Source organism: Pseudomonas sp. ML2-2023-3, from assembly GCF_037055275.1.
Lineage (GTDB): Bacteria > Pseudomonadota > Gammaproteobacteria > Pseudomonadales > Pseudomonadaceae > Aquipseudomonas.
In genome coordinates, this window is the sequence record NZ_CP146343.1 from 3758442 (window position 1) to 3777760 (window position 19319).

17 protein-coding genes are annotated in these 19319 nt (G+C 60.7%); 9 read left to right on the plus strand and 8 right to left on the minus strand.

The window, feature by feature from the left end; translation table 11 throughout:
• Positions 1-2 precede the first annotated feature (2 nt).
• The 4 genes from V6P94_RS17240 to V6P94_RS17255 all read right to left on the minus strand — a co-directional run bounded on the left by V6P94_RS17240 (position 3) and on the right by V6P94_RS17255 (position 5573).
• Positions 3-1244, minus strand: a complete 1242-nt coding sequence (locus V6P94_RS17240; RefSeq protein ID WP_338647860.1) for a thiolase family protein — start codon at positions 1242-1244, stop codon at positions 3-5.
• The gene (locus tag V6P94_RS17245) at positions 1241-3124 is read right to left on the minus strand and encodes a feruloyl-CoA synthase (protein WP_405046695.1); all 1884 of its coding nucleotides are present in this window, start codon (positions 3122-3124) and stop codon (positions 1241-1243) included. The genes V6P94_RS17240 and V6P94_RS17245 overlap by 4 nt, the downstream gene beginning before the upstream one ends.
• Before the next feature lie 97 nt (positions 3125-3221).
• Positions 3222-4670: an aldehyde dehydrogenase gene (locus tag V6P94_RS17250; protein WP_338647862.1), complete on the minus strand. Its 1449-nt coding sequence runs from the start codon at positions 4668-4670 to the stop codon at positions 3222-3224.
• 72 nt (positions 4671-4742) lie between these two features.
• On the minus strand, positions 4743-5573 hold the full coding sequence (locus V6P94_RS17255) for a p-hydroxycinnamoyl CoA hydratase/lyase (RefSeq protein WP_019822412.1): 831 nt from the start codon (positions 5571-5573) through the stop codon (positions 4743-4745).
• Positions 5574-5774: 201 nt separating this feature from the next.
• Between V6P94_RS17255 and V6P94_RS17260 the strand changes: the two genes are divergently transcribed.
• A complete protein-coding gene (locus V6P94_RS17260) occupies positions 5775-6263 on the plus strand; it encodes a MarR family winged helix-turn-helix transcriptional regulator (protein ID WP_019822411.1) in 489 nt (162 codons plus the stop codon).
• Between the two features lie 142 nt (positions 6264-6405).
• Here the strand turns inward: V6P94_RS17260 and V6P94_RS17265 are convergent, their stop codons facing one another.
• Positions 6406-7689, minus strand: a complete 1284-nt coding sequence (locus tag V6P94_RS17265) for an OprD family porin (protein ID WP_326397785.1) — start codon at positions 7687-7689, stop codon at positions 6406-6408.
• Between the two features lie 299 nt (positions 7690-7988).
• Here V6P94_RS17265 and mhpT point away from each other — a divergent pair, with 299 nt between their 5' ends.
• On the plus strand, positions 7989-9209 hold the full coding sequence (gene mhpT / locus V6P94_RS17270; protein WP_133078531.1) for a 3-(3-hydroxy-phenyl)propionate transporter MhpT: 1221 nt from the start codon (positions 7989-7991) through the stop codon (positions 9207-9209).
• 160 nt (positions 9210-9369) lie between these two features.
• Complete coding sequence (locus tag V6P94_RS17275; RefSeq protein WP_133078530.1) at positions 9370-10587, plus strand: MFS transporter; 1218 nt, start codon at positions 9370-9372, stop codon at positions 10585-10587.
• A gap of 378 nt (positions 10588-10965) precedes the next feature.
• Here V6P94_RS17275 and nikR read toward each other — a convergent pair whose 3' ends face one another.
• Positions 10966-11364, minus strand: a complete 399-nt coding sequence (nikR, locus tag V6P94_RS17280; RefSeq protein ID WP_133078529.1) for a nickel-responsive transcriptional regulator NikR — start codon at positions 11362-11364, stop codon at positions 10966-10968.
• A gap of 90 nt (positions 11365-11454) precedes the next feature.
• Here nikR and nikA point away from each other — a divergent pair, with 90 nt between their 5' ends.
• Genes nikA through V6P94_RS17305 form a run of 5 tightly spaced genes read left to right on the plus strand, consistent with a single transcriptional unit; the run spans position 11455 to position 16367 of the window.
• Positions 11455-13029: a nickel ABC transporter substrate-binding protein gene (gene nikA / locus V6P94_RS17285; RefSeq protein WP_133078528.1), complete on the plus strand. Its 1575-nt coding sequence runs from the start codon at positions 11455-11457 to the stop codon at positions 13027-13029.
• Between the two features lie 2 nt (positions 13030-13031).
• Positions 13032-13973 (plus strand): nickel ABC transporter permease subunit NikB, encoded by a 942-nt coding sequence (gene nikB / locus V6P94_RS17290; RefSeq protein WP_133078527.1) that lies wholly within the window; start codon positions 13032-13034, stop codon positions 13971-13973.
• The gene (gene nikC, locus V6P94_RS17295; RefSeq protein ID WP_219262716.1) at positions 13970-14815 is read left to right on the plus strand and encodes a nickel ABC transporter permease subunit NikC; all 846 of its coding nucleotides are present in this window, start codon (positions 13970-13972) and stop codon (positions 14813-14815) included. The genes nikB and nikC overlap by 4 nt, the downstream gene beginning before the upstream one ends.
• Entirely contained in the window at positions 14812-15585 is a 774-nt protein-coding gene (locus tag V6P94_RS17300; RefSeq protein WP_133078525.1) for an ATP-binding cassette domain-containing protein, read from the plus strand. The genes nikC and V6P94_RS17300 overlap by 4 nt, the downstream gene beginning before the upstream one ends.
• Positions 15582-16367 carry an ATP-binding cassette domain-containing protein gene (locus tag V6P94_RS17305; protein ID WP_133078524.1) on the plus strand — a complete coding sequence of 262 codons (786 nt, stop codon included), beginning with the start codon at positions 15582-15584 and terminating at the stop codon, positions 16365-16367. The genes V6P94_RS17300 and V6P94_RS17305 overlap by 4 nt, the downstream gene beginning before the upstream one ends.
• A 63-nt stretch (positions 16368-16430) precedes the next feature.
• Here the strand turns inward: V6P94_RS17305 and V6P94_RS17310 are convergent, their stop codons facing one another.
• Positions 16431-17531: an extracellular solute-binding protein gene (locus tag V6P94_RS17310; RefSeq protein ID WP_133078523.1), complete on the minus strand. Its 1101-nt coding sequence runs from the start codon at positions 17529-17531 to the stop codon at positions 16431-16433.
• Positions 17532-17533: 2 nt separating this feature from the next.
• Entirely contained in the window at positions 17534-18352 is an 819-nt protein-coding gene (locus V6P94_RS17315) for a carbon-nitrogen hydrolase family protein (protein WP_133078522.1), read from the minus strand.
• A gap of 93 nt (positions 18353-18445) precedes the next feature.
• Here V6P94_RS17315 and V6P94_RS17320 point away from each other — a divergent pair, with 93 nt between their 5' ends.
• A complete protein-coding gene (locus V6P94_RS17320; protein WP_133078521.1) occupies positions 18446-19228 on the plus strand; it encodes a response regulator transcription factor in 783 nt (260 codons plus the stop codon).
• Positions 19229-19319 lie beyond the last annotated feature (91 nt).

Here is a 19319-nt window from a genome sequence, read left to right on the forward strand (position 1 = left end):
CCTCAAATCGTGGAAAAATGCGGATTCTCGATCAGTACCGCCATGCCCTGGCCACCCCCGACACACGCAGCGGCAATGCCATAACGCAGATTCTGCTCGCGCAGTTGCCGGGCCAGGGTCAGCACCAGGCGCAGGCCGGTGGCGGCCAGGGGATGCCCCAGGGCAATGGAGCCGCCACGGCAATTGAGCTTTTGCCGGTCCAGTTCCAGTGCCTGAGCCACCGCCAGAATCTGTGCGCCCTGCGCCTCGTTGATTTCAAACAGATCAATCGCGTCCAGCGCCAAACCGCTGCGTTTGAGCAACAACTGAATCGCAGGCACAGGGCCGATACCCATCCGTTGTGGCTCAACACCGACCACCGCCGTCGCCAGTAAATTGGCCAGGGCCGGCGGCCCCGCCGATGCACGGACGACCAGCGCGGCAGCAGCGCCATCCACCACTGCGCAACTGTTACCCGCCGTCTGCACACCCCCCGGGTGAATGGCCCCCAGCCTGGCCAGGGCCGCGGCGTCGGTGGAACGCGGATGACTGTCGAGGCTGACCGACTCACATCGACGCGGCAGGCTGATACCCCGCGGCTGGTAGCCTTCCAGCTCAAACACTTCATTGCGCAGGGTGACGATTTCATCCCCCTGCCAGCCGCTGGCCTGGGCGTGAAGTGCCTGCTGGTGACTATTGAGGGCATAGCCGTCCACGGCCTCACGGCTCAGGCCGTACTCCGTGGCCAGGTTTTCCGCCGTGGCGATCATGTCCACGCCGGGAGCCGGGTCGTACAGTGCTTCCCAGAGAAAATCCTTGAACTCGACCGGCGCCCCCAGGCGGAATCCACCGCGATGGGTGTAGGCGGCAATCGGGTTGCGGGACATGGACTCTGTGCCCACGCACAGCGCCAGTTCCATGCCGTCATGCAACTGCCCGGCAGCCTGGCGCAACAGTTCAAACCCTGTGGCGCAAATACGCTGCACCGCCAGGGCAGGCACCTGTTGCGCCACACCGCTGTAGAGGCCGATATGACGCGGCAACATGTACGCATCGAAGCTGGCCTGGGCCATTGAACCCGCCAGTACCGAGTCCACTGCCCCCCCGTCCAGCCCGGCACGGGCCAGCACTTCACGGGCGACCTTGATCCCCATGTCGATCGGTGAAACCTGGGCCAATACCCCGCCCAGGTCGACCCACGGGGTACGAGCCGCCTCAAGAATGGCGACATCGGTGAATGCCGAGTACTGCCCCCCAGGGCTCACGACGGCTTGCCAGCACGCAGGATCGAAGGCGCCTGCCCGCGATAAAGCGCCTCCACATGCGCCGCTCGCCATTGCAGCACTGCACGCTGATTGATCGAACCCTTGTCGGTGATTTCACCGCGATCGATCGACGCGGCCTCATCCTGCAGCGCGATCCATTCCAGGCGACTGGCATTGCCACTGGCCTGAAGATTGAGCCGCTGCAACCAGTCAGCAAACCACTGGCGCACCGGTTCACTGGCCAACACCTGCGCGTCGCTGGCGTCGGCAGGCAAGCCCGATAACTGTCGGCACTCGTACAGCCGGGCAAATACCAACGCACCAAGGCATTCGCGATCCGGCGCTGCGATCACCAGATCCTGAACATAGGGAGAACCTTCGAGTACGGCCCGGTTGCGCAGCGGCCCCACACTGACAAACACCCCGGATGACAATTTGAAGTCCTCGGCCAGCCGCCCATCAAACATCAACCCCCATTGCGGGTTGCAAGGATCGGCCAGCTTGATGGCGTCACCGGAGCGGTAAAAGCCTTCATCGTCAAACGCCTCGGCACTCTGCTCGGGGGCGCGCCAGTAACCGGGCATGATGTGCGGGCCGCGAAAGCGCCCTTCCAGCTTGCCATCCACCGGTACCAGACGGACCTCACAGCCCGGCGCCGGCAGACCGATATAACCGGCCATCGACAACGGCCCGGTGGTGAAGGTGCATGAAGGCGAGGCTTCGGTCATGCCCAGCCCGGCCATCATCCAGATGCGTTCGCCACAGTGTTGCTCGGCAACCCGGTCGAGGCGGTCCCAGATACTTTGCGAAAGGCCCGCGGCGGCGAAAAAGAACAGTTTGATGCGGGCAAAAAAACGCTCGCGCAACTCGCTGTCGGTTTCCAGCGCCGTGACCAGTTCTTCCCAGCCTTTAGGCACGGTGAGGTAGGCAGTAGGCGAGATTTCCTTGAGGTTGCGCAGGGTTTCGGCAAAGCCCTGAGCGGTTGGTTTACCGCCATCCAGGTACAGCGTACCGCCGTTGTAGAGGACGATCCCGAGGTTATGACTGCCGCCAAACGTGTGGTTCCAGGGCAACCAGTCCACCAGCACCGGGGGTTCTTCGGCAAAAACCGGAAAGGTCTGCAACAGCATTTGTTGATTGGCACAAAGCATGCGCTGGGTGGTAATCACCGCTTTGGGCAGCTTGGTCGAGCCTGAAGTGAAGAGAAATTTGGCGATGCTGTCCGGGCCTGACGCCATGAACGCAGCCTGGGCCTCGGCGCCGCCCGGCTGCTCCAGCAAACTGGCAAAGCTCACCTGGGGCCGTCCCGCCATCTCGCCGCGTACCGCTACCAATGGCGTGTCTGAGGGCAATACCGCGCCCACGGCACGCTGATAAACCGCCGCGTCACTGACAAAGATCAGGCCCGGCTGCAACAGGTCGCAGACATGGCGCAACTTGGCAAAATCCTGGGACAGCAACGAATAGGCAGGGGAAACAGGGCAGTAAGGAATACCGGCATACATTGCCCCCAACGCCATCTGCAAATGCTCAATATCGTTGCCCGACAGGATCGCCAGCGGACGCTCTGCCCCCAGGCCATAGGCCAGCAGGCTTTGCGCAATGGCGCGAACGTCTTCCAGCATCTGGGCATAGCTGATGCGACGCCATTGGCCATCAGCGTCCCGTGCAGCGATAAAGGTGTGCCCGGGCCGGATCTGCGCCCAGTGCACCAGGCGATCAAGCAAACGTTCGGGCATCGGCTCCAGGGTTTCCAGGGAGCGCATGTGCAAGATGCCGCCGACCTCCAGCACTTCGACCGCCGGGTGACCGATGGCCACCTCGCGATAACGTGGCGCCGGTGTAGGGGACTTGGCCGGGGAATTGAATTCGAAACTCACGTCATGCTCCTCCATCAAGGCATGCGCTGCCCGTCCGACACTTAAGCGGCATGGCGCAGGCATGGCTCCTTGTTATTGTTATGCCTTGTGCAGACGATCAGATCGGGTAGTGGCGCGGCCCGTTCTGCAAGGTGATCCAGCGCAACTGGGTGAATTGCTCGATCGACGCCTTGCCGCCAAAACTGCCGCAACCGCTGGACTTGACTCCACCAAAGGGCATTTGCGCTTCATCGTGGACCGTCGGGCCGTTGATATGGCAAATGCCCGATTCGACCCGCTGGGCCAGTGCCAGGGCACGCCCGGTGTCCCGACTGAAAATAGCCGCCGACAACCCGAACTCCGAATCGTTGGCCAGGCTCAGCAAGGCCTCATCGCCGTCCCCGCGCAGCAGCACGGCAACCGGGCCAAAGGACTCTTCGCGGTACAGGCGCATGCTCGGGGTCACGCCATCGAGCAACGCCGGTTGCATGATGCTGCCCTCGACCTGACCACCCACCACCAGCCGCGCGCCTTTGCCGACCGCATCGTCGATCAGTGCCTTGATCCGCACACCGGCGCTGGCATCCACCAGCGAGCCGAGTACCGAGTCGTCCGCCTGGGGATGACCGGCGCGCAAGGTGGCCACCTTGGTTGCCAGCTTGTCGATAAAGGCATCAGCCACCTTGTTGTCCACGATCAGCCGCTCGGTGGACATGCAGATCTGGCCCTGATTGAAGTAAGCGCCAAAGGCTGCGGCGTCGACTGCGGCGTCAAGGTCAGCGTCGTCCAGCACCAGAAACGGCGCCTTGCCCCCCAGTTCCAGAAGGGCCGGCTTGAGGTGACGGGCTGCCAGTTCGGCAACAATGCGCCCCACGTGGGTTGAGCCGGTAAAGTTGACCCGGCGCACCGCCGGATTGGCGATCAGTCGCTCTACAATCGCCGGTGCATCTGCCGGAGCATTGCTGATGACGTTGACCACGCCATCGCCCAGTCCCGCATCCTGCAACACCTGGCCAATCAACCGGTGAACGGCCGGGCTCAGCTCGGAAGCCTTGAGCACCACGGTGTTGCCGCACGCCAGCGGCATGGCCAGCGCACGTGTGGCAAGAATCACCGGGGCATTCCAGGGCGCGATGCCCAGGATCACGCCACAGGGTTGACGCAAGGCCATCGCAAAACTGCCGGGCACATCGGAAGGGATCACTTCGCCGTTGATCTGGGTGGTCATGGAGGCGGCCTCACGAAGCATGCCCGCCGCCAGCTTGACGTTGAACCCATACCAGTTGGCCATGGCCCCGGTTTCACCCGCCGCCTCGATAAACTCGCTCGCCCGTGCCTGCATCAACTCGGCAGCAGCGAGCAGCCGCGTACGCCGTTCATTGGGCGCCAGCGCAGCCCAGGCAGGAAAAGCAGCCTGAGCCGCGGCAACTGCGGCATCGGCATCTTCCAGGGTGGCGGCGGCCACGCGTGACACCACCTCACCCGTCACCGGGTTGCAGCGCTCGAACGTTCGGCCATCACGGGCCGGGCACGACTTTCCGCCGATGAGCAGGGGCACGTCCAACATGGTGATTCCTCTTTATTGTCGTTATCGGGAATTCATTTACAGGGTGCGACCGGCGCACCCTGAACAGCGAGATTAGCGCTTGTAGGCTTGCAGGCCCGGCTTGATGCTCTTGTCATCGAGGAATTGCTTCATGCCCTGCTCACGACCGCCTTCGGTGTCCAGCAGTCGCGACTGGTCGAGCTTGGCGTACAGGTAATCTTCGTTCTGCTCCCAGGTCAGTTCGCGGCAGCGCTTGAAGCCATGCTTGGCCGCACGCAGAACAACCGGGTTTTTCTCCAGCAGGTTGCGCGCCAGTTCAATGGTGACTTCACGCAGCTGCGCCAGCGGCACGCTCTCATTGACCAGGCCCATCTCGGCGGCTTTACGCCCGTCGAAGGTCTTGCCGGTCATGATGTAGTACAGCGACTGGCGGTGGCCTACGGTGTCTGCCATTGCCTTGCTGACCAGGTTGCCCGGTGGAATGCCCCAGTTGATTTCCGACAGGCCAAACGTTGCCTCGTCGGCGCAGATGGCCAGGTCGCACGCCACCAGCGGGCTGAAACCGCCACCAAAGCACCAGCCATTGACCATGGCAATCGTTGGCTTGGCGTACATGCGCAGCAACTTCCATTGCCACTGCGACGCTTCACGGCGGATTTTCTCCTGAAGAATCTCGGGACCGGCGTCCACTTCGCGAAAGTACTCTTTCAAGTCCATGCCCGCCGTCCAGGCATCGCCCGCACCGGTCAACACCAACACGCCTGCCTGCGGGTCCTGCTCGAGGGTTTCCAGCACGTCGATCATTTCACGGTTCAGGGTCGGGCTCATGGCATTGCGTTTTTCCGGACGATTGAGAATCACCCAGGCGATGCTGTCTTCGATTTCGACTTTGACGGTTTTCCAGCGGCCTTCGTATTGGCTCATAGCGATTGCTCTCTTGTTGTTCGCTTGAAGATGAGTAAAAACTAACCGGCAAAATTAGTTATGTCAATTAACCATTAATTAAATTAACCAAATTTTTTGGCGGCAACCGCACGTAAAATAACGCAGCGGTGGCTATCAACCTTCAACCCCGGCAAACTAGATAGGTTTATTAACTTCATTCGAGCAAGGACCCCTCTATTTATGGCCAAGTCAGCCACCCCTGTCGTCGCCCAAGAGGCCCTGCCTGAAAGCCCGGACGTACAGGCCCCCCTGGACACCGCGCTGGACGAACTGATCGGCTATGCCATGCGTCGCGCCCAGTTAAAGCTGTTCCAGAACCTGATCAGCCGACTGTCGGCCCATGACCTGCGCCCGGCGCAGTTTTCGGCAATGGCGATCATTGACCAGCATCCCGGCCTGATGCAGGCAGACCTGGCCCGTGCGCTGGCGATTGAGCCCCCGCAAGTGGTGCCATTGCTGAACAAACTGGAGAGTCGGGCGTTGGCGGTACGGGTTCGTTGCAAACCCGACAAGCGCTCCTACGGCATCTTCCTGAGCAAGACCGGAGAAGCCCTGCTCAAAGAGCTCAAGGCCATCGCTGCCCAAAGCGACATCGACGCGACCTCGGCGCTGGATAGCGCCGAGCGTGAAGAACTGCTGCGCCTGCTGAAAAAGGTGTATCAGGAGTAACCTGGCGCTGTAGCCACTGCGTAGCCGAACGCAGCCTCGCATGGCTCGTCAGCGACTACAGATTCGCCACCCTCTCCGTGTTGTAGTCGCTGACGAGTAGTACGAGGCTGCGATCGAGCGCGCAGCGGTCGCAAAACCGCCCCTACCAGATCGGCAAGGTATAGATGGCCAGAAAGCGGGTCTGGTTTTCATCGCGAAAGGCCGCACCTGTCGGGAAGTCGTTTCGGTAAATAGACTTCCTCGCCAAAAGACCCAGGTTTTTCAGCGGCCCGCTCTGGATCACGTACCCCAGCTCCATCTGAAACTCGCGCTCCTTGCGATCATCCGCATTCAAGGACGCCAGTTCGATATTGTCACCGCGCACATAACGCAACCGCCCTTTCAATCCCACCACCCCCACCGCCGTGAAGTCGTAGTCGTAAATGGCCTGCCAGGTGCGCTCCTTGGCATTGAGAAAGTCCGAACTCATGGTCATTTCGCTCATGCCCATCAACTCTGTACCCGAGATGTAAGGCGTCGCCGTATCACCGCTGGAGTGCATGTAGCCCACACTTAAACGATGCCCACCCAGCCGATAACCCAACAGCGCCGATGCGTTGATGTTGTCGACCTTGCCTGCTTTGGCACTGCCCGCCTCATCACTGAAAAAACTGCGCAGGTCGGTGGTCAGCACGCCGTCACCCAGGGGCAGGTCGTGCAGCAATGCCAGGGTGCTTTGCTTGTACAAATCCGCCACCTCGACATGGTAGGCGCGCACGCTCAGGTTCTTGTTGACCTGATAATCACCACCGCCGTAAGCCAGGTGCGAGGTTTCAGCCGAGCCCTTGAATCGGCCATTGGGGGACGCGATGGTCATGGCCTGGTAGTTGGTGGAGTCACGTTTGTTGATCGCGTCGATATAACCGGTGTTGAAGGTCAGGCCGTCAATTTCTTTGGAGCTGACGGTGGTCCCGCGAAAGGTCTGGGGCAACAGCCGCGACGGGCTGGCAAAGGCAAACGGCAGAAAAATCGACACATCACCGGTCTTGAGCGTGGTCTGGCTAAAACGCAGCTTGCCGGTGAAGGCCAGTCGCGAGTACTCATCCGCAGCCTGTTTGTCACTATTGACCGGCAGCAGTTCGGTGCCGCTGCGGTCAGGCGAAGAGTCCAGCTTGACCCCCAGCAGACCACGCACATCCAGCCCGAAACCGACCGTACCTTCGGTAAAGCCCGACTCCATGTTGGCAATGAAGCCCTGGGCCCATTCCCGCGCTGCGGTCTTGGCGCCACCGTCCTTGTAATCACGGTCCATGTAGTAGTTGCGCAAGGTCAGGGTGCCGTGACTGTCTTCGATAAATCCCTGGGCCCAAACCGGGGTGCTGAACAGACACAGGGCAATGCACGAAAGCGGGAACAAGCGCAGGGCGCCTTGGTTGAGCGTATGCATATTGAATGTCCATTTATTGTTGTTTTTGACAGAACCAGAACGCTCTCTTGGCGTTTCCTGAGCCAGAGAATGGAAACAAGTCAAAGCAACGTCAATCATAAATGACCGATAATCGAACATTATGTTTCTTATCTAGTTTTGATATTCACTGGCAGATACTGGCTAAAAGCCCGTCTTAAACACCTTAAATCTCATTTTGAAGCCAATAACAATCTCAGCTTCTTTTTTTAGTTATCTTTGTTAATCTTTATTTGGCTCGCAGAAAGCCCCCCCTACAAAAACAATAACGAGGTTCGTCCATGAACACTCCACAGCATCGTTCGACGCTGACAATCGCTTTGTGCTTTATCGTTGCGCTTATCGAAGGGTTTGACCTGCAAGCCGCGGGCACTGCCGCCGCCGGCCTGCGTCAAACCTTTGCCCTGGACCCGAAAATGATGGGCTGGGTGTTCAGTGCCGGGATCATCGGCCTGCTGCCCGGTGCATTCTTCGGCGGCTGGATTGCCGATCGAATCGGCCGTAAAAAGATCCTCATCGGCGCGGTCATCCTGTTTGGCGTCTTCTCCCTGTTGACCGCCTATGTAGACAGCTACTCCCACTTGCTGCTGGTGCGATTCATGACGGGTCTTGGCCTGGGCGCTGCCCTGCCCAACCTGATCGCCCTGTGTGCCGAAGCGGTAGACGAACGCCGTCGTGGCACAGCGATCAGCATCATGTATTGCGGCGTGCCACTGGGCGGCGCATTGGCAGCGGTAGTGGCGATGTTCTCCCATGACCACTGGCAAACCACCTTTATCATCGGCGGGCTGGCCCCGTTGCTGGTAGTGCCCCTGATGATCATCCTGCTGCCCGAGTCCCGGGTTTTCCGCCAGGACGTCAGTCAGGCTTTGCGCGTGTCCACGGGCCAGGCACTGTTTGGTGAAGGTCGTGGCCGTTCGACCCTGGCGTTGTGGCTCAGTTACTTCTTTACCCTGACCGTGATGTACATGCTGCTGAACTGGCTGCCCACGCTGCTGCTCGCCCAGGGCTTTACCAAACCGCAAGCGGGCATGGTGCAAATGCTGTTCAACATAGGCGGTGCTTTGGGCTCCTTGCTCGGTGGCCTGCTGCTGGACCGCTGCAACCCGATCAAGGTGGTTCTGGGCGTCTATGCCGGGCTACTGGCATCACTGGCCGGGATCGGCTTTTCGGTAGGGATTGTGCCCGTGGCCACCGCAGGCTTTGCCGTGGGCCTGTTTGTCATGGCGGCGCAGCTGGTGCTGTATGCAATGGCTCCGCCACTGTACCCGACCGCCGTACGGGCAACCGGCGTCGGCGCTGCGGTCGCTATCGGGCGCCTGGGTTCGGTTGCAGGTCCCTTGGCCGCAGGTCAGATCCTCGCCGCCGGGGCCGGAACGACCGGGGTGCTGCTGGCGACTTCACCGGGACTGGTCATTGCGGCATTGGCGGTCATCACGGTGATTACCCGCGCCCATCAAAGTGCGAGCCTGAAACCGGGATTTGTGGCCGCTGACCAGTAACCCAAGGCTGCGCTCTGTGGCTTGAAGCGTCTCGACAGCGTGTTTGTTTAGGTTCTGCCGATCTCAGGATTCAAAGGTTTGAATCCTGAGATCAGGGGTTGTCTGTTATTAACGTTCGATGTGCCGCACAACAACACTCGAACTTCAGGGACGACCCGCAATGCCATCCACTCCCCCCCAACAGGCCAAGGGCGTCTTCGGGCTCTTCTGCCTCGCCAGTTACCTGCTGTCGTTGTCTTATGGCACCACTTTTTTACTGGCCATGATGCTCAGCGCCCACGGCGGCAGTGAGTCGCAGGCTGGCACGATCATCTCGGTCGCCATGCTGAGTACCTTCCTGGCAGTGATTTTTTCCGGCCACCTGACCGACCTGTTCGGCGCTCCCAGGGCCATAGCCTGTGGCTCCCTGCTGCTGGCCGCCGCCTGCCTGGGTTTCGCTACCTTGCCCGATCATGGCACCGCGGTGCTGATCTTTGGCTTGCTGCTGGGGTTGGGCTGGGGAGTGTTTTACACCCTGGGGCCGATCGTCGTGGCCATGCTCATCGAGCCCGCGCAACGGGTGAAACACTTCGCCTTGCTCTCGGGCAGCATGATGACCGGCATCGGCACGGGCCCCTTGCTCGGTCGTGCAGCCCAGGCACTGGGTTACCCGGTGGAATCGGCGTTCCTGGTGGCGGCCGTTGCCAGCCTGCTGGGTGGCCTGATGTTTGTGGTCATCGGCCCAGGAATCAAGCGCCAGCACAGCACACCCGGCTCCGTCGCCCCCTGCAAAATCACGCCGCAGGCTGCTGCGCTGGTGCTGCGTTCCAAGGCCGTGTTCGCGATCATGATGGTTGGCCTGGGCGGCGCCATCTTCGGAGGGTTGTCCAGTTTTCAAACCTCTTACGCGACACTCAACCAGCTGGACTATTCACTCTTCTTCCTGGGCTTCATGGGTGCCGCAATCACCTGTCGCCTGCTGATTGCGGGGTTGATTGTCAGGCGTGACCCCTATGTCATGTCCTGCTTGCTGACGGCCTTGATGGTGGTTTCGGTGTTGATGCTGATGTTCTTTGTCAGCTCCGGGTTCATCTATTTATTGGCAGCCATTGTGCTTGGGGTCGGCTACGGCCTGACGTACTCAGTAATCAACGGCCTGGCTGCCAACGAAGCACCTACCGGGCTGACGCCACAGTCGCTGGTGCTGTTCAGCCTGGCGTATTTTGTCGGGGTATTCGGTTTCCCCTGGCTGGCCGGGCAGATCATCGTTAACTACGGAATGCACACCCTGCTCTGGATAATCCTGGGGATTGCCTTGTGCAACTGGTCCATTACCCTGGGCCGACTGGTGTGGCGACACCTGCAACGCGATGTATCCGGCCCTCTACGTAGCAGTTGACGAGTAGAACGAGGCTACGTTCGAGCGTGAAGCAGTCGCAAAACCGGTAAACGCGGTATCCCTGATTCACCGAGGAAGCTGACTTTACGACTGCTACGTCGCAGTGGTGCACCAAGACGATCGCAGCCTCGCACGGCTCGTCAGCGACTACAGTTCGCCACCTACCCCTTGTAGTCGCTGACGAGTAGAACGAGGCTGCGATCGAGCGCGAAGCGGTCGCAAAACCGGTAAACGCGGTATCCCTGATTCACCGAGGAAGCTGACTTTACGACTGCTACGTCGCAGTGGCGCACCAAGACGATCGCAGCCTCGCACGGCTCGTCAGCGACTACAGGTCGTGCGCAAGCCGCCACATAGTGCTTTTGGTACCCGGCCCGCCTAGCCCAACGGAATAATCTGCGCACTGCCATGCCGAACCCCACGCTCGGCCATCACATGACGCGTCAGCTCCGCCACCTCCCCCACCGTGCCCTTGAGCACCGAGACTTCCATGCACTTGCCCTGATCCAGGTGCACATGCAACGTCGACAGCGTCAGGTCATGGTGCTCATGAAAGGCCGTATTCAGACGCTTGGACAACTCACGCGTAGCGTGGTCATACACGTAGCTCAAGGTCGCGACACAGGCACTTTGAGGGTCACCCTGCTCCGGTTCCAGCAACCCGGCACGCAATAAATCACGTATGGCCTCGGAGCGCCCCTGATAGCCGTGGGTGCCCACACGCGCATCAATGGCAGCCAACAAATCATCGTCCAGCGAAATAGTGACCCTCTGCATCCAATCAGCCTCGCAGTTATGAACTTTTGACATAGACTTCATACCCAGCATCTGATCAGGCCAATAGCCATCAATTGAGGGAGAAGCAGTGTGAAGCAGTCACGGACTAAAAAACAGCTGGCTTTATGGATGATTGGAGCCTGCCTGAGCGCAGGCATCTCGACTGCCTGGGCCGCCGCCCCGGCCCCCACGCTGACCTATTCATGGCCGACCAATGCTGGTCCGCTGGACCCCCGAGGCTACTCGCCCAACCAGATGTATGCCCAGGCAATGGTCTATGAACCCCTGGTGCGGTACACGGCACAGGGCACCCTGGAACCCTGGCTCGCAACTCACTGGACCGTGTCGCCGGACGGCAAGACCTACACCTTCACCCTGCGCGACAACGTAACCTTCAGTGATGGCAGCCCCTTCAACGCGAGTGCCGCCAAAACCAACCTTGATGCGGTGCTGGCCAACAGCAAACGCCACCAGTGGATGGAGCTGGTCTCCACCCTTGAGCGCGTCGAAGCGCCGGACGAGCACACGCTGGTGCTGGTGCTCAAACACCCTTATTACCCGACCCTGATGGAGCTGGCACAAGTGCGCCCGCTGCGGTTTGGCGCACCCGACGCCAAGCCGGGCACGCCGGTGGGCACCGGGCCTTGGGTGCTCGCCCAGACCCGGCGCGGCGAATACGACCGCTTCGACCGTAACGAGCACTACTGGGGGCCAAAACCGGCCTATGACTCGGTCATGGTCAAGGTCATCTCCGACCCCGACAGCCGCGCCATCGCCCTGCAAACCGGAGAAATCGATCTGATCCAGGGCGCCGACGGCGAAATTTCGCCGGGCACTTTCGTACGCCTGCGCGATTCAGGCTTCAAAGCCGCCATTTCCGCACCACTGGCCACTCGCACCGTGGCAATGAACACTGGCCTGGCACCCACCAATGAACTGGCGGTGCGCCAGGCAATCAATCAGGCCGTTGACAAGGACACCATCATCGCCAAGGTGCTGCATGGCCAGGAACCCCGTGCCGATGCGCTGTTCGCCAGTAACATGCCGTACGCCGATCTTGGCCTCAAGGCTTTGCCCCATGACCCCGAGCAGGCGAAAAAAACCCTTGAGGCGGCTGGCTGGAAAGTCCCTGCGGGTAAACGCATTCGCGAGAAAGACGGCAAGCCACTGAGCACCGACCTGGTGTTTCTGGGCCCCAGCGCCCTGCAAAAAAATCTCGCTGAAATCATTCAGGGGGAGTTGGCCAAGGTCGGTATCGAGGTCAAGTTGCGCGCCGAAGAAGACGGCGCCCTGGTCCAGCGCCAGCGTGAAGGCAAGTTCGGCATGATTTTCGCCGACACCTGGGGCGCGCCCTATGACCCCCACTCATTTGTCAGCTCCATGCGCTACGCAGGCCACGCGGATTACATGGCCCAACGCGGCCTGCCGATGAAGGACGCCATCGACCATAAAATCGCCGAAGTCCTGGGCGAAACGGATGAAAGCAAGCGCGCCGAGGATTACCGCGAAATCCTCACCACCCTGCACGATCAGGCGGTGTACCTGCCGATCTCACACCTTACGGCCATCAGTGTCAGCGGCAACAACGTCGACAACGTGCAATTCGGCAGCACGCTGTTTGACGTGCCGTTCGAGGTCATGCACCCAACCACAGGGAAGCCATAACCATGCTGCGCTATATCATCCTGCGGCTTGTGCTGCTGATCCCGGTGCTGCTGGGGGTGTCGTTGATCGTCTTTGTCCTGCTGCACCTGGGCAACGGCGACCCGGCACTGGACTATCTGCGCCTGTCGCAGATCCCGCCCACCGACACCGCTCTGGCCGAGGCGCGCCATGCCCTTGGCCTTGACCGCCCCCTGCCCGAGCAATACCTCACCTGGCTGTGGAATGCCCTGCATCTCGATTTCGGCATTTCCTATATCACCGGGCGCCCGGTGCTCGACGACATCCTCTATTACCTGCCTGCTACCTTGCAGCTGGGTGGCCTGGCCCTGCTCACCACGCTGGTGATGAGCATTCCTCTGGGCCTGGCGGCTGCCCGCTGGAAAGGACGCTGGCCCGATCAGGTGGTGCGTTTCATCACCTTTATCGGCGTGTCGATGCCCAATTTCTGGCTGGCATTTCTGCTGATCGCCTTGTTCTCCCTGTGGCTGGGCTGGTTGCCACCGATGGGCCGGGGCAGCCCGCAGCATCTGCTGATGCCGGTCCTGGCCATTGCGCTGATGTCGATGTCGATCAACGCCCGCCTGCTGCGCGCCAGCCTGCTCGACGTGCGCCAGCATCGTCATGTGTTTTACGCCCGGGCCCGTGGCCTCAATGAAAAACGGGTGTGGCGCGACCATATCCTGCGCAATGCCTGGATGCCGCTGGTGACCGCCACGGGCATGCATATCGGCGAGTTGCTGGGCGGTGCACTGGTGATCGAAACCATCTTCGCCTGGCCCGGTGTCGGGCGCTTCGCGGTCAGCGCGGTGCTCAATCGCGACTTTCCGGTGATGCAGTGCTTCACCCTGCTGCTGACCACGCTGCTGGTGGTGTGCAATCTGGTGGTGGACATCTGCTACGCCTGGCTCGATCCACGTACGCGTCTGTCGGGGGTGATGGCATGAGCGCAATAGCTGCGGCTTATACCCGCAAAAAACACGGCCTGCGCATCGGTTACGTACTGGTGGCCCTGTTGCTGGTGATGGCGCTGCTCGGCCCCTGGCTGGCGCCTTACGACGCGACCCTGGTGAATCTGGACGACCGCCTGCTGCCCGCCAGCGCCAGCCATTGGCTGGGAACCGACCACCTGGGGCGCGACGTGCTCTCGCGCCTCATCGTCGGGACGCAACTGTCCCTGGGCAGCGTGGTGCTGGTGCTTGGGCTGGTGCTGGTGCTGGGCGTGGTCATTGGCGGTATCGCGGGCATCGTCGGCGGCAAGGTGGACATGTTCCTGATGCGTCTTTGCGACATGTTCCTGACCTTCCCTACTCTGGTGCTGGCGTTCTTTCTGATTGCCTTGCTGGGCACCGGCCTGACCAACGTCATCATCGCGATCGCCCTGTCCCACTGGGCCTGGTATGCGCGAATGGTACGCGGCATGGTCCTGGCCCAGCGCAATCGCGACTATGTACTGGCTTCGCAACTGGCCGGTGCTTCACGCCTGACCCGCCTGCGCCAGCACGTGATGCCCAACGTCGTGGGGCAGTTGCTGGTCCTGGCGTCGATGGACATCGGCCATATGATGCTGCACGTCTCGGGCCTGTCCTTTCTCGGTCTGGGCGTCAGCCCGCCGACGCCTGAGTGGGGGGTGATGATCAACGACGCCAAGGAGTTTATCTGGACCCAGCCGCAGCTCCTGCTCTGGCCCGGCCTGATGATCTTTATCTCGGTCATGGCCTTCAACCTGCTGGGCGATGCATTGCGTGACCGGCTCGACCCAAGCGTACTGGCGGAGATCAAGGAATGAAGCACACATTGACCATTCGCGACCTGACCCTCAAGCACCAGCAACGCACCCTGGTTGACCGGGTGGAACTGACCCTCAAGGCTGGCCAGGTGCATGCGCTGGTGGGCGCCAGCGGTTCCGGCAAGTCCCTGACCAGCCTGGGCATCCTCGATTTATTGCCCCCCGGTGTCCACAGCAGCGGCGCAACCTTGCTGCTGGACGGGCGCCCGGTTGAAGCCACGCACTTGCGCGGCCGTGAAGTGGCGCTGGTGCTGCAAAACCCGCGCAGCGCCTTCAACCCGGTGCGCTCATTGCGCCAGCACGCACTCGAAACCCTGCAGACCCGTGGCCTGGGAGGCGCCGAGGCCGAGCGGCTGATCCAGACCACCTTGCACGAAGTGGGTTTGCACGATGATCAGCGGGTGCTCGACTCATTCGCCTTTCAACTGAGCGGCGGCATGCTGCAGCGGATGATGATTGCCCTGGCCCTGCTGGCCGACAGCCGTTTTTTGCTGGCCGACGAACCCACCAGCGATCTGGATGTTGTGGCCCAGGCCCGCTTTCTCGACCTGCTCGAGCGGCTGGTGGAACAACGCAACCTGGGCGTGCTGCTGATCACCCATGACATGGGCGTCGTCGCGCGCTGCGCCGACCGGGTGAGCGTCATGGCCAACGGGCGGATTGTCGAGCATGCCGGTGTGCATGAGCTGTTCAACGCACCGCAAAGCAAGGAAGCGCGCACGCTGCTGGCGGCGCATCACTCATTGACCCTGGAGGGCTGCGCGCCATGAGCTTTATTCAAGTACGCGACCTGAGTCACGGTTATACCGCTGGCGGTTTTTTCAGCAAACGGCATCGAGTGCACGTGCTCGACGGATTGAATCTGGACCTGGAGCAAGGCCAGAGCCTTGGCCTGCTGGGGGGCAGCGGCAGCGGCAAAAGCACATTGGCGCGCCTGCTGATGGGCCTGGAAACCGCCGATCAGGGCAGCATCGTGTTCAATGGCCAGCCGCCGTTTTTGCAAAGCGTGCAGATGGTATTCCAGGACGCCCTCAGTGCCTTCAACCCCCAGCGCAGCATTGGCTGGAGCATTGCCGAGCCTCTGCGCCATCTCAGCACAATGTCTACCGAGTCGTGCAAGGCCCGGGTTGAACACCTGTTGCAGCAGGTCCAGCTGGAGGCCCGGGACATCGACAAACTCCCCGCGCAACTGAGCGGCGGCCAACTGCAGCGCGCCGGGATTGCCCGGGCCATGGCGATCGGGCCTCAGCTGATTATTCTCGACGAGGCCCTGTCCAACCTTGATCGAGTGCTGCAAGTGCAGATTCTGGATTTGCTGGCACAAGTAAGGCGCGACTGCGGCACGGGTTTTTTGCTGATTACCCATGACTTGAGCCTGGTGCAGCGCTTTTGCCAGCGAGTGGTGGTATTGGCCGAAGGCAAGCTGGTGGAGGACATGCCTGTTACCCCGCAGATGCACTTTACCCACCCGGCAGCACGGACCTTGCAAGAAGCAGTGCTGCCGGCGATGCCGAGGGCGAGCAAAGTCTGTCGCGAGACGGCGATTCTGTAGCACTCCTGTGGGAGCGGGCTTGCTCGCTCCCACAGTGATGATGAAGCTCTGGTTTTGTGAGGCTCACGTCCCGCTTTTAACCTTGCTCCATACCCGTGTCCGTACCCGCTCAAGTTTCAGGGGCAGCGGCTCAAGCGGGAACAGCGTCTGCATGACGTCCTTGCCGGGGTAAATTTCCGGGTTGTCACGGATTTTTTCGTCTATCAGCGCCCTGGAATCCTGATTGGCATTGGGGTATTTGAGGTAGGTCGAGGTCTGCGCAATCACCTGCGGGCGCAGCATGTAGTTGATGAATGCCAGGCCCTGCTGCGGGTTGGGCGCGTCCTTGAGCAAGACCATGCTTTCGACCCAGATCGGCGCACCTTCGCGAGGAATGCTGTAACGGATGTTTCGCCCATTGCCGGCCACTTGGGAGGCGGTCTTGGCGTCCTGCACCCCGCCTGCCCAACCCACCACCACACACACGTTGCCATTGGCCAGGTCCGTGATGAATTTGGACGAGTCAAAGTAGCGAATGTAAGGCCGCAGCGTCAGCAGCAAGGCCTCGGCCTTCTGGTAGTCCTGGGGGTTGGTGCTGTTGTAGGGCAGCCCCAGGTAATGCAGGGCGATAGGGATGATTTCACTGGGAGCGTCCAGCATCGCCACGCCACACTGGCTGAGCTTGCTCAGGTTCTCGGGCTTGAAGATCAGGTCCCAGGAATCGACCGGCGCATCCGCCCCAAGCACGGCCCTGACCTTGTCGACGTCATAGCCCACCCCCGTGGTGCCCCACAGGTAAGGCACGGCGTAGCGATTACCCGGATCGTTACTCTGCATCTTGGCCAGGATGTCCGGGTCCAGGTGTGAGCGATTGGGCAACTGCGCGGGGTCCAGCTCCTTGAGCACCCCGGCCTTGATCAGGTTGGGCAGCAGATCCCCGGTGGCGACGACAACGTCATAGCCACTGCGCCCGGCCATCAGCTTGCTTTGCATCACATCGCTGTTATCGAACACGTCGTACATCGAGCCGATTCCACTTTCGGCCTTAAAGTTTTTCATCGTGTCGGGGGCAATAAAGTCGTACCAGTTGTAGATGTTCACCTGCTGTTCCGCCGCAACCGCGCTCGCGAGGCTGCAACTCAACACCGCGGCCAGGGCCAGGCGCATACCGTTTTTATTATTCATGTTCAGGCTCCGATCAACAGTTCGCGACGACCGTCTGCATGTTCGAGCTGTGTGCCCGACAGCAACAAACGGCGATCCTTGAGGTAGTCGTAATCACGGCGGGCAGCCTTCAGCTGATCAAAATCCAGCGCCACCACCTGGCGATTTTCTTCGCGCCCGGCTTCAACCAGCACCCGCCCAAACGGGTCGACCGCCATGCTGCCACCCGCAAACACCAGCCCGTCGTCCCCTGCCCCTACGCGGTTGACCATCACGGCGAATGCCTGGTTTTCCTGGGCGCGGGCCATGATTGCCGTGCGGTGCACAGGGCCATAGGGATCCATGTTGCCGTTGGTGACGATGATCAGTTCGGCCCCCAGTTGCGCCAGGGCCCGGCTGGTTTCCGGCAGTTCAATGTCGTAACAGATCAGCAGGCCAATCCGAACGCCCTGCCACACAACGGTGGTAAAACGGTCGCCAGGGCAGAAGTCGCCACGTTCCGACGGCCAAAGATGGGTCTTGCGGTAGTGCAGCGCGATCCCCTCGGGCGTCACCAGTACCGAGGTGTTGTAGAACGTGCCCTCATGGACCTCGGCAATCCCGACCACCACACCGACACCACGCTCCCGTACGGCCTGCAACACAGCGTGCAGAGTCGGACCGTCCAGGGGCTCGGCCACCTGCGCCAGCTGTTGGCCGCCGACAAATCCGGTCAGGTGGGTCTCTGGAAACACCAGCAAATCCGTATCGCCAGCGCAGGTGGCGATGGCATTCAATGTGCGCGACAGGTTATAAGCGGTGTCGCCGTCACGGCCAGCCAGTTGCACCATTTCAATGTTCATCTCAGGTCCTTTTACCCAGGGATGAGCCGAGTATGGTGCGCGGCACAGCGCCTTTAAATGACTTCGATGGGGTAACACCCAATGGGTAGTGAGATGAATCTGACGTTGCAGGATGTGGCTTGGCATGACGCAGTGGGCCGGGTGATCGAAACCCTCGACCAGCCCAATTTCTGGACGGCGCTGGTGCGTTTGCTGGGCCGCTATGTGCCCGTGGACAACTGGGTGGTGCTGATCTACAGCGCGGGAAAACCGCAGGTCCTGGCCGAATCCCCCGGCGAAGACGGCGGTATGGATTCACTGTTCCAGGATTATCTCAAGGGCCTGTACCTGCTGGACCCGTTCTACATTGCCAACCGCGAATCACCGAAAAGCGGGCTGTTCCGGCTGCAGGACGTGGCCCCGGAATGCTTTGAACAGACCGATTACTACCAGCGCTACTTCCGCCTGAATATCGTCACCGACGAGGTGCATATCAATGTGCAACTCGACAATGAACGAACCCTGAGCCTGTCACTGGGCAGCCAGTGCCGGTTCAGCCTGGAACAGACCGCATTGCTGGGGCTGGTACAGCCTTGGGTGGCCGCACTGATGCGCCAGCGCCTGGTGTTCGAGCGCGAACCCAGGGAGGCAGCAGAGCTGACACCCAACTGGCAAAGCCGCCTGGAAACCGCTACCGAGCAGTTGAGTACACCCTTGACCGCACGGGAAATGGAGGTGGGGCTATTGCTGCTAAGCGGCTGTTCGAACAAGGAAGTTGCCCGAAAACTGGCGATTTCCGCAGAGACGGTGAAGGTGCATCGCAAGCACATGTACAGCAAGCTGGGAATCAAGTCACAGTCCGAACTGTTCTCGCTGTTTTTACAGGCGCAGGAATAAAAAGCACCTACCGTTGCACTTCCTTGCAGTGTAAGTTTGGAAATGTTTTGTTTCATTTGCCTCCATTTCCACCCCACTGCCCGCAAAGGAA

Bases quoted from the DNA above. Each gene is read 5' to 3' on its own strand.
- V6P94_RS17250 (WP_338647862.1), bottom strand. From the start codon at position 4,670: ATGTTGGACGTGCCCCTGCTCATCGGCGGAAAGTCGTGCCCGGCCCGT.
- V6P94_RS17255 (WP_019822412.1), bottom strand. From the start codon at position 5,573: ATGAGCCAATACGAAGGCCGCTGGAAAACCGTCAAAGTCGAAATCGAA.
- V6P94_RS17260 (WP_019822411.1), top strand. From the start codon at position 5,775: ATGGCCAAGTCAGCCACCCCTGTCGTCGCCCAAGAGGCCCTGCCTGAA.
- V6P94_RS17265 (WP_326397785.1), bottom strand. From the start codon at position 7,689: ATGCATACGCTCAACCAAGGCGCCCTGCGCTTGTTCCCGCTTTCGTGC.
- mhpT (WP_133078531.1), top strand. From the start codon at position 7,989: ATGAACACTCCACAGCATCGTTCGACGCTGACAATCGCTTTGTGCTTT.
- V6P94_RS17275 (WP_133078530.1), top strand. From the start codon at position 9,370: ATGCCATCCACTCCCCCCCAACAGGCCAAGGGCGTCTTCGGGCTCTTC.
- nikR (WP_133078529.1), bottom strand. From the start codon at position 11,364: ATGCAGAGGGTCACTATTTCGCTGGACGATGATTTGTTGGCTGCCATT.
- nikB (WP_133078527.1), top strand. From the start codon at position 13,032: ATGCTGCGCTATATCATCCTGCGGCTTGTGCTGCTGATCCCGGTGCTG.
- nikC (WP_219262716.1), top strand. From the start codon at position 13,970: ATGAGCGCAATAGCTGCGGCTTATACCCGCAAAAAACACGGCCTGCGC.
- V6P94_RS17300 (WP_133078525.1), top strand. From the start codon at position 14,812: ATGAAGCACACATTGACCATTCGCGACCTGACCCTCAAGCACCAGCAA.
- V6P94_RS17305 (WP_133078524.1), top strand. From the start codon at position 15,582: ATGAGCTTTATTCAAGTACGCGACCTGAGTCACGGTTATACCGCTGGC.
- V6P94_RS17310 (WP_133078523.1), bottom strand. From the start codon at position 17,531: ATGAATAATAAAAACGGTATGCGCCTGGCCCTGGCCGCGGTGTTGAGT.
- V6P94_RS17315 (WP_133078522.1), bottom strand. From the start codon at position 18,352: ATGAACATTGAAATGGTGCAACTGGCTGGCCGTGACGGCGACACCGCT.
- V6P94_RS17320 (WP_133078521.1), top strand. From the start codon at position 18,446: ATGAATCTGACGTTGCAGGATGTGGCTTGGCATGACGCAGTGGGCCGG.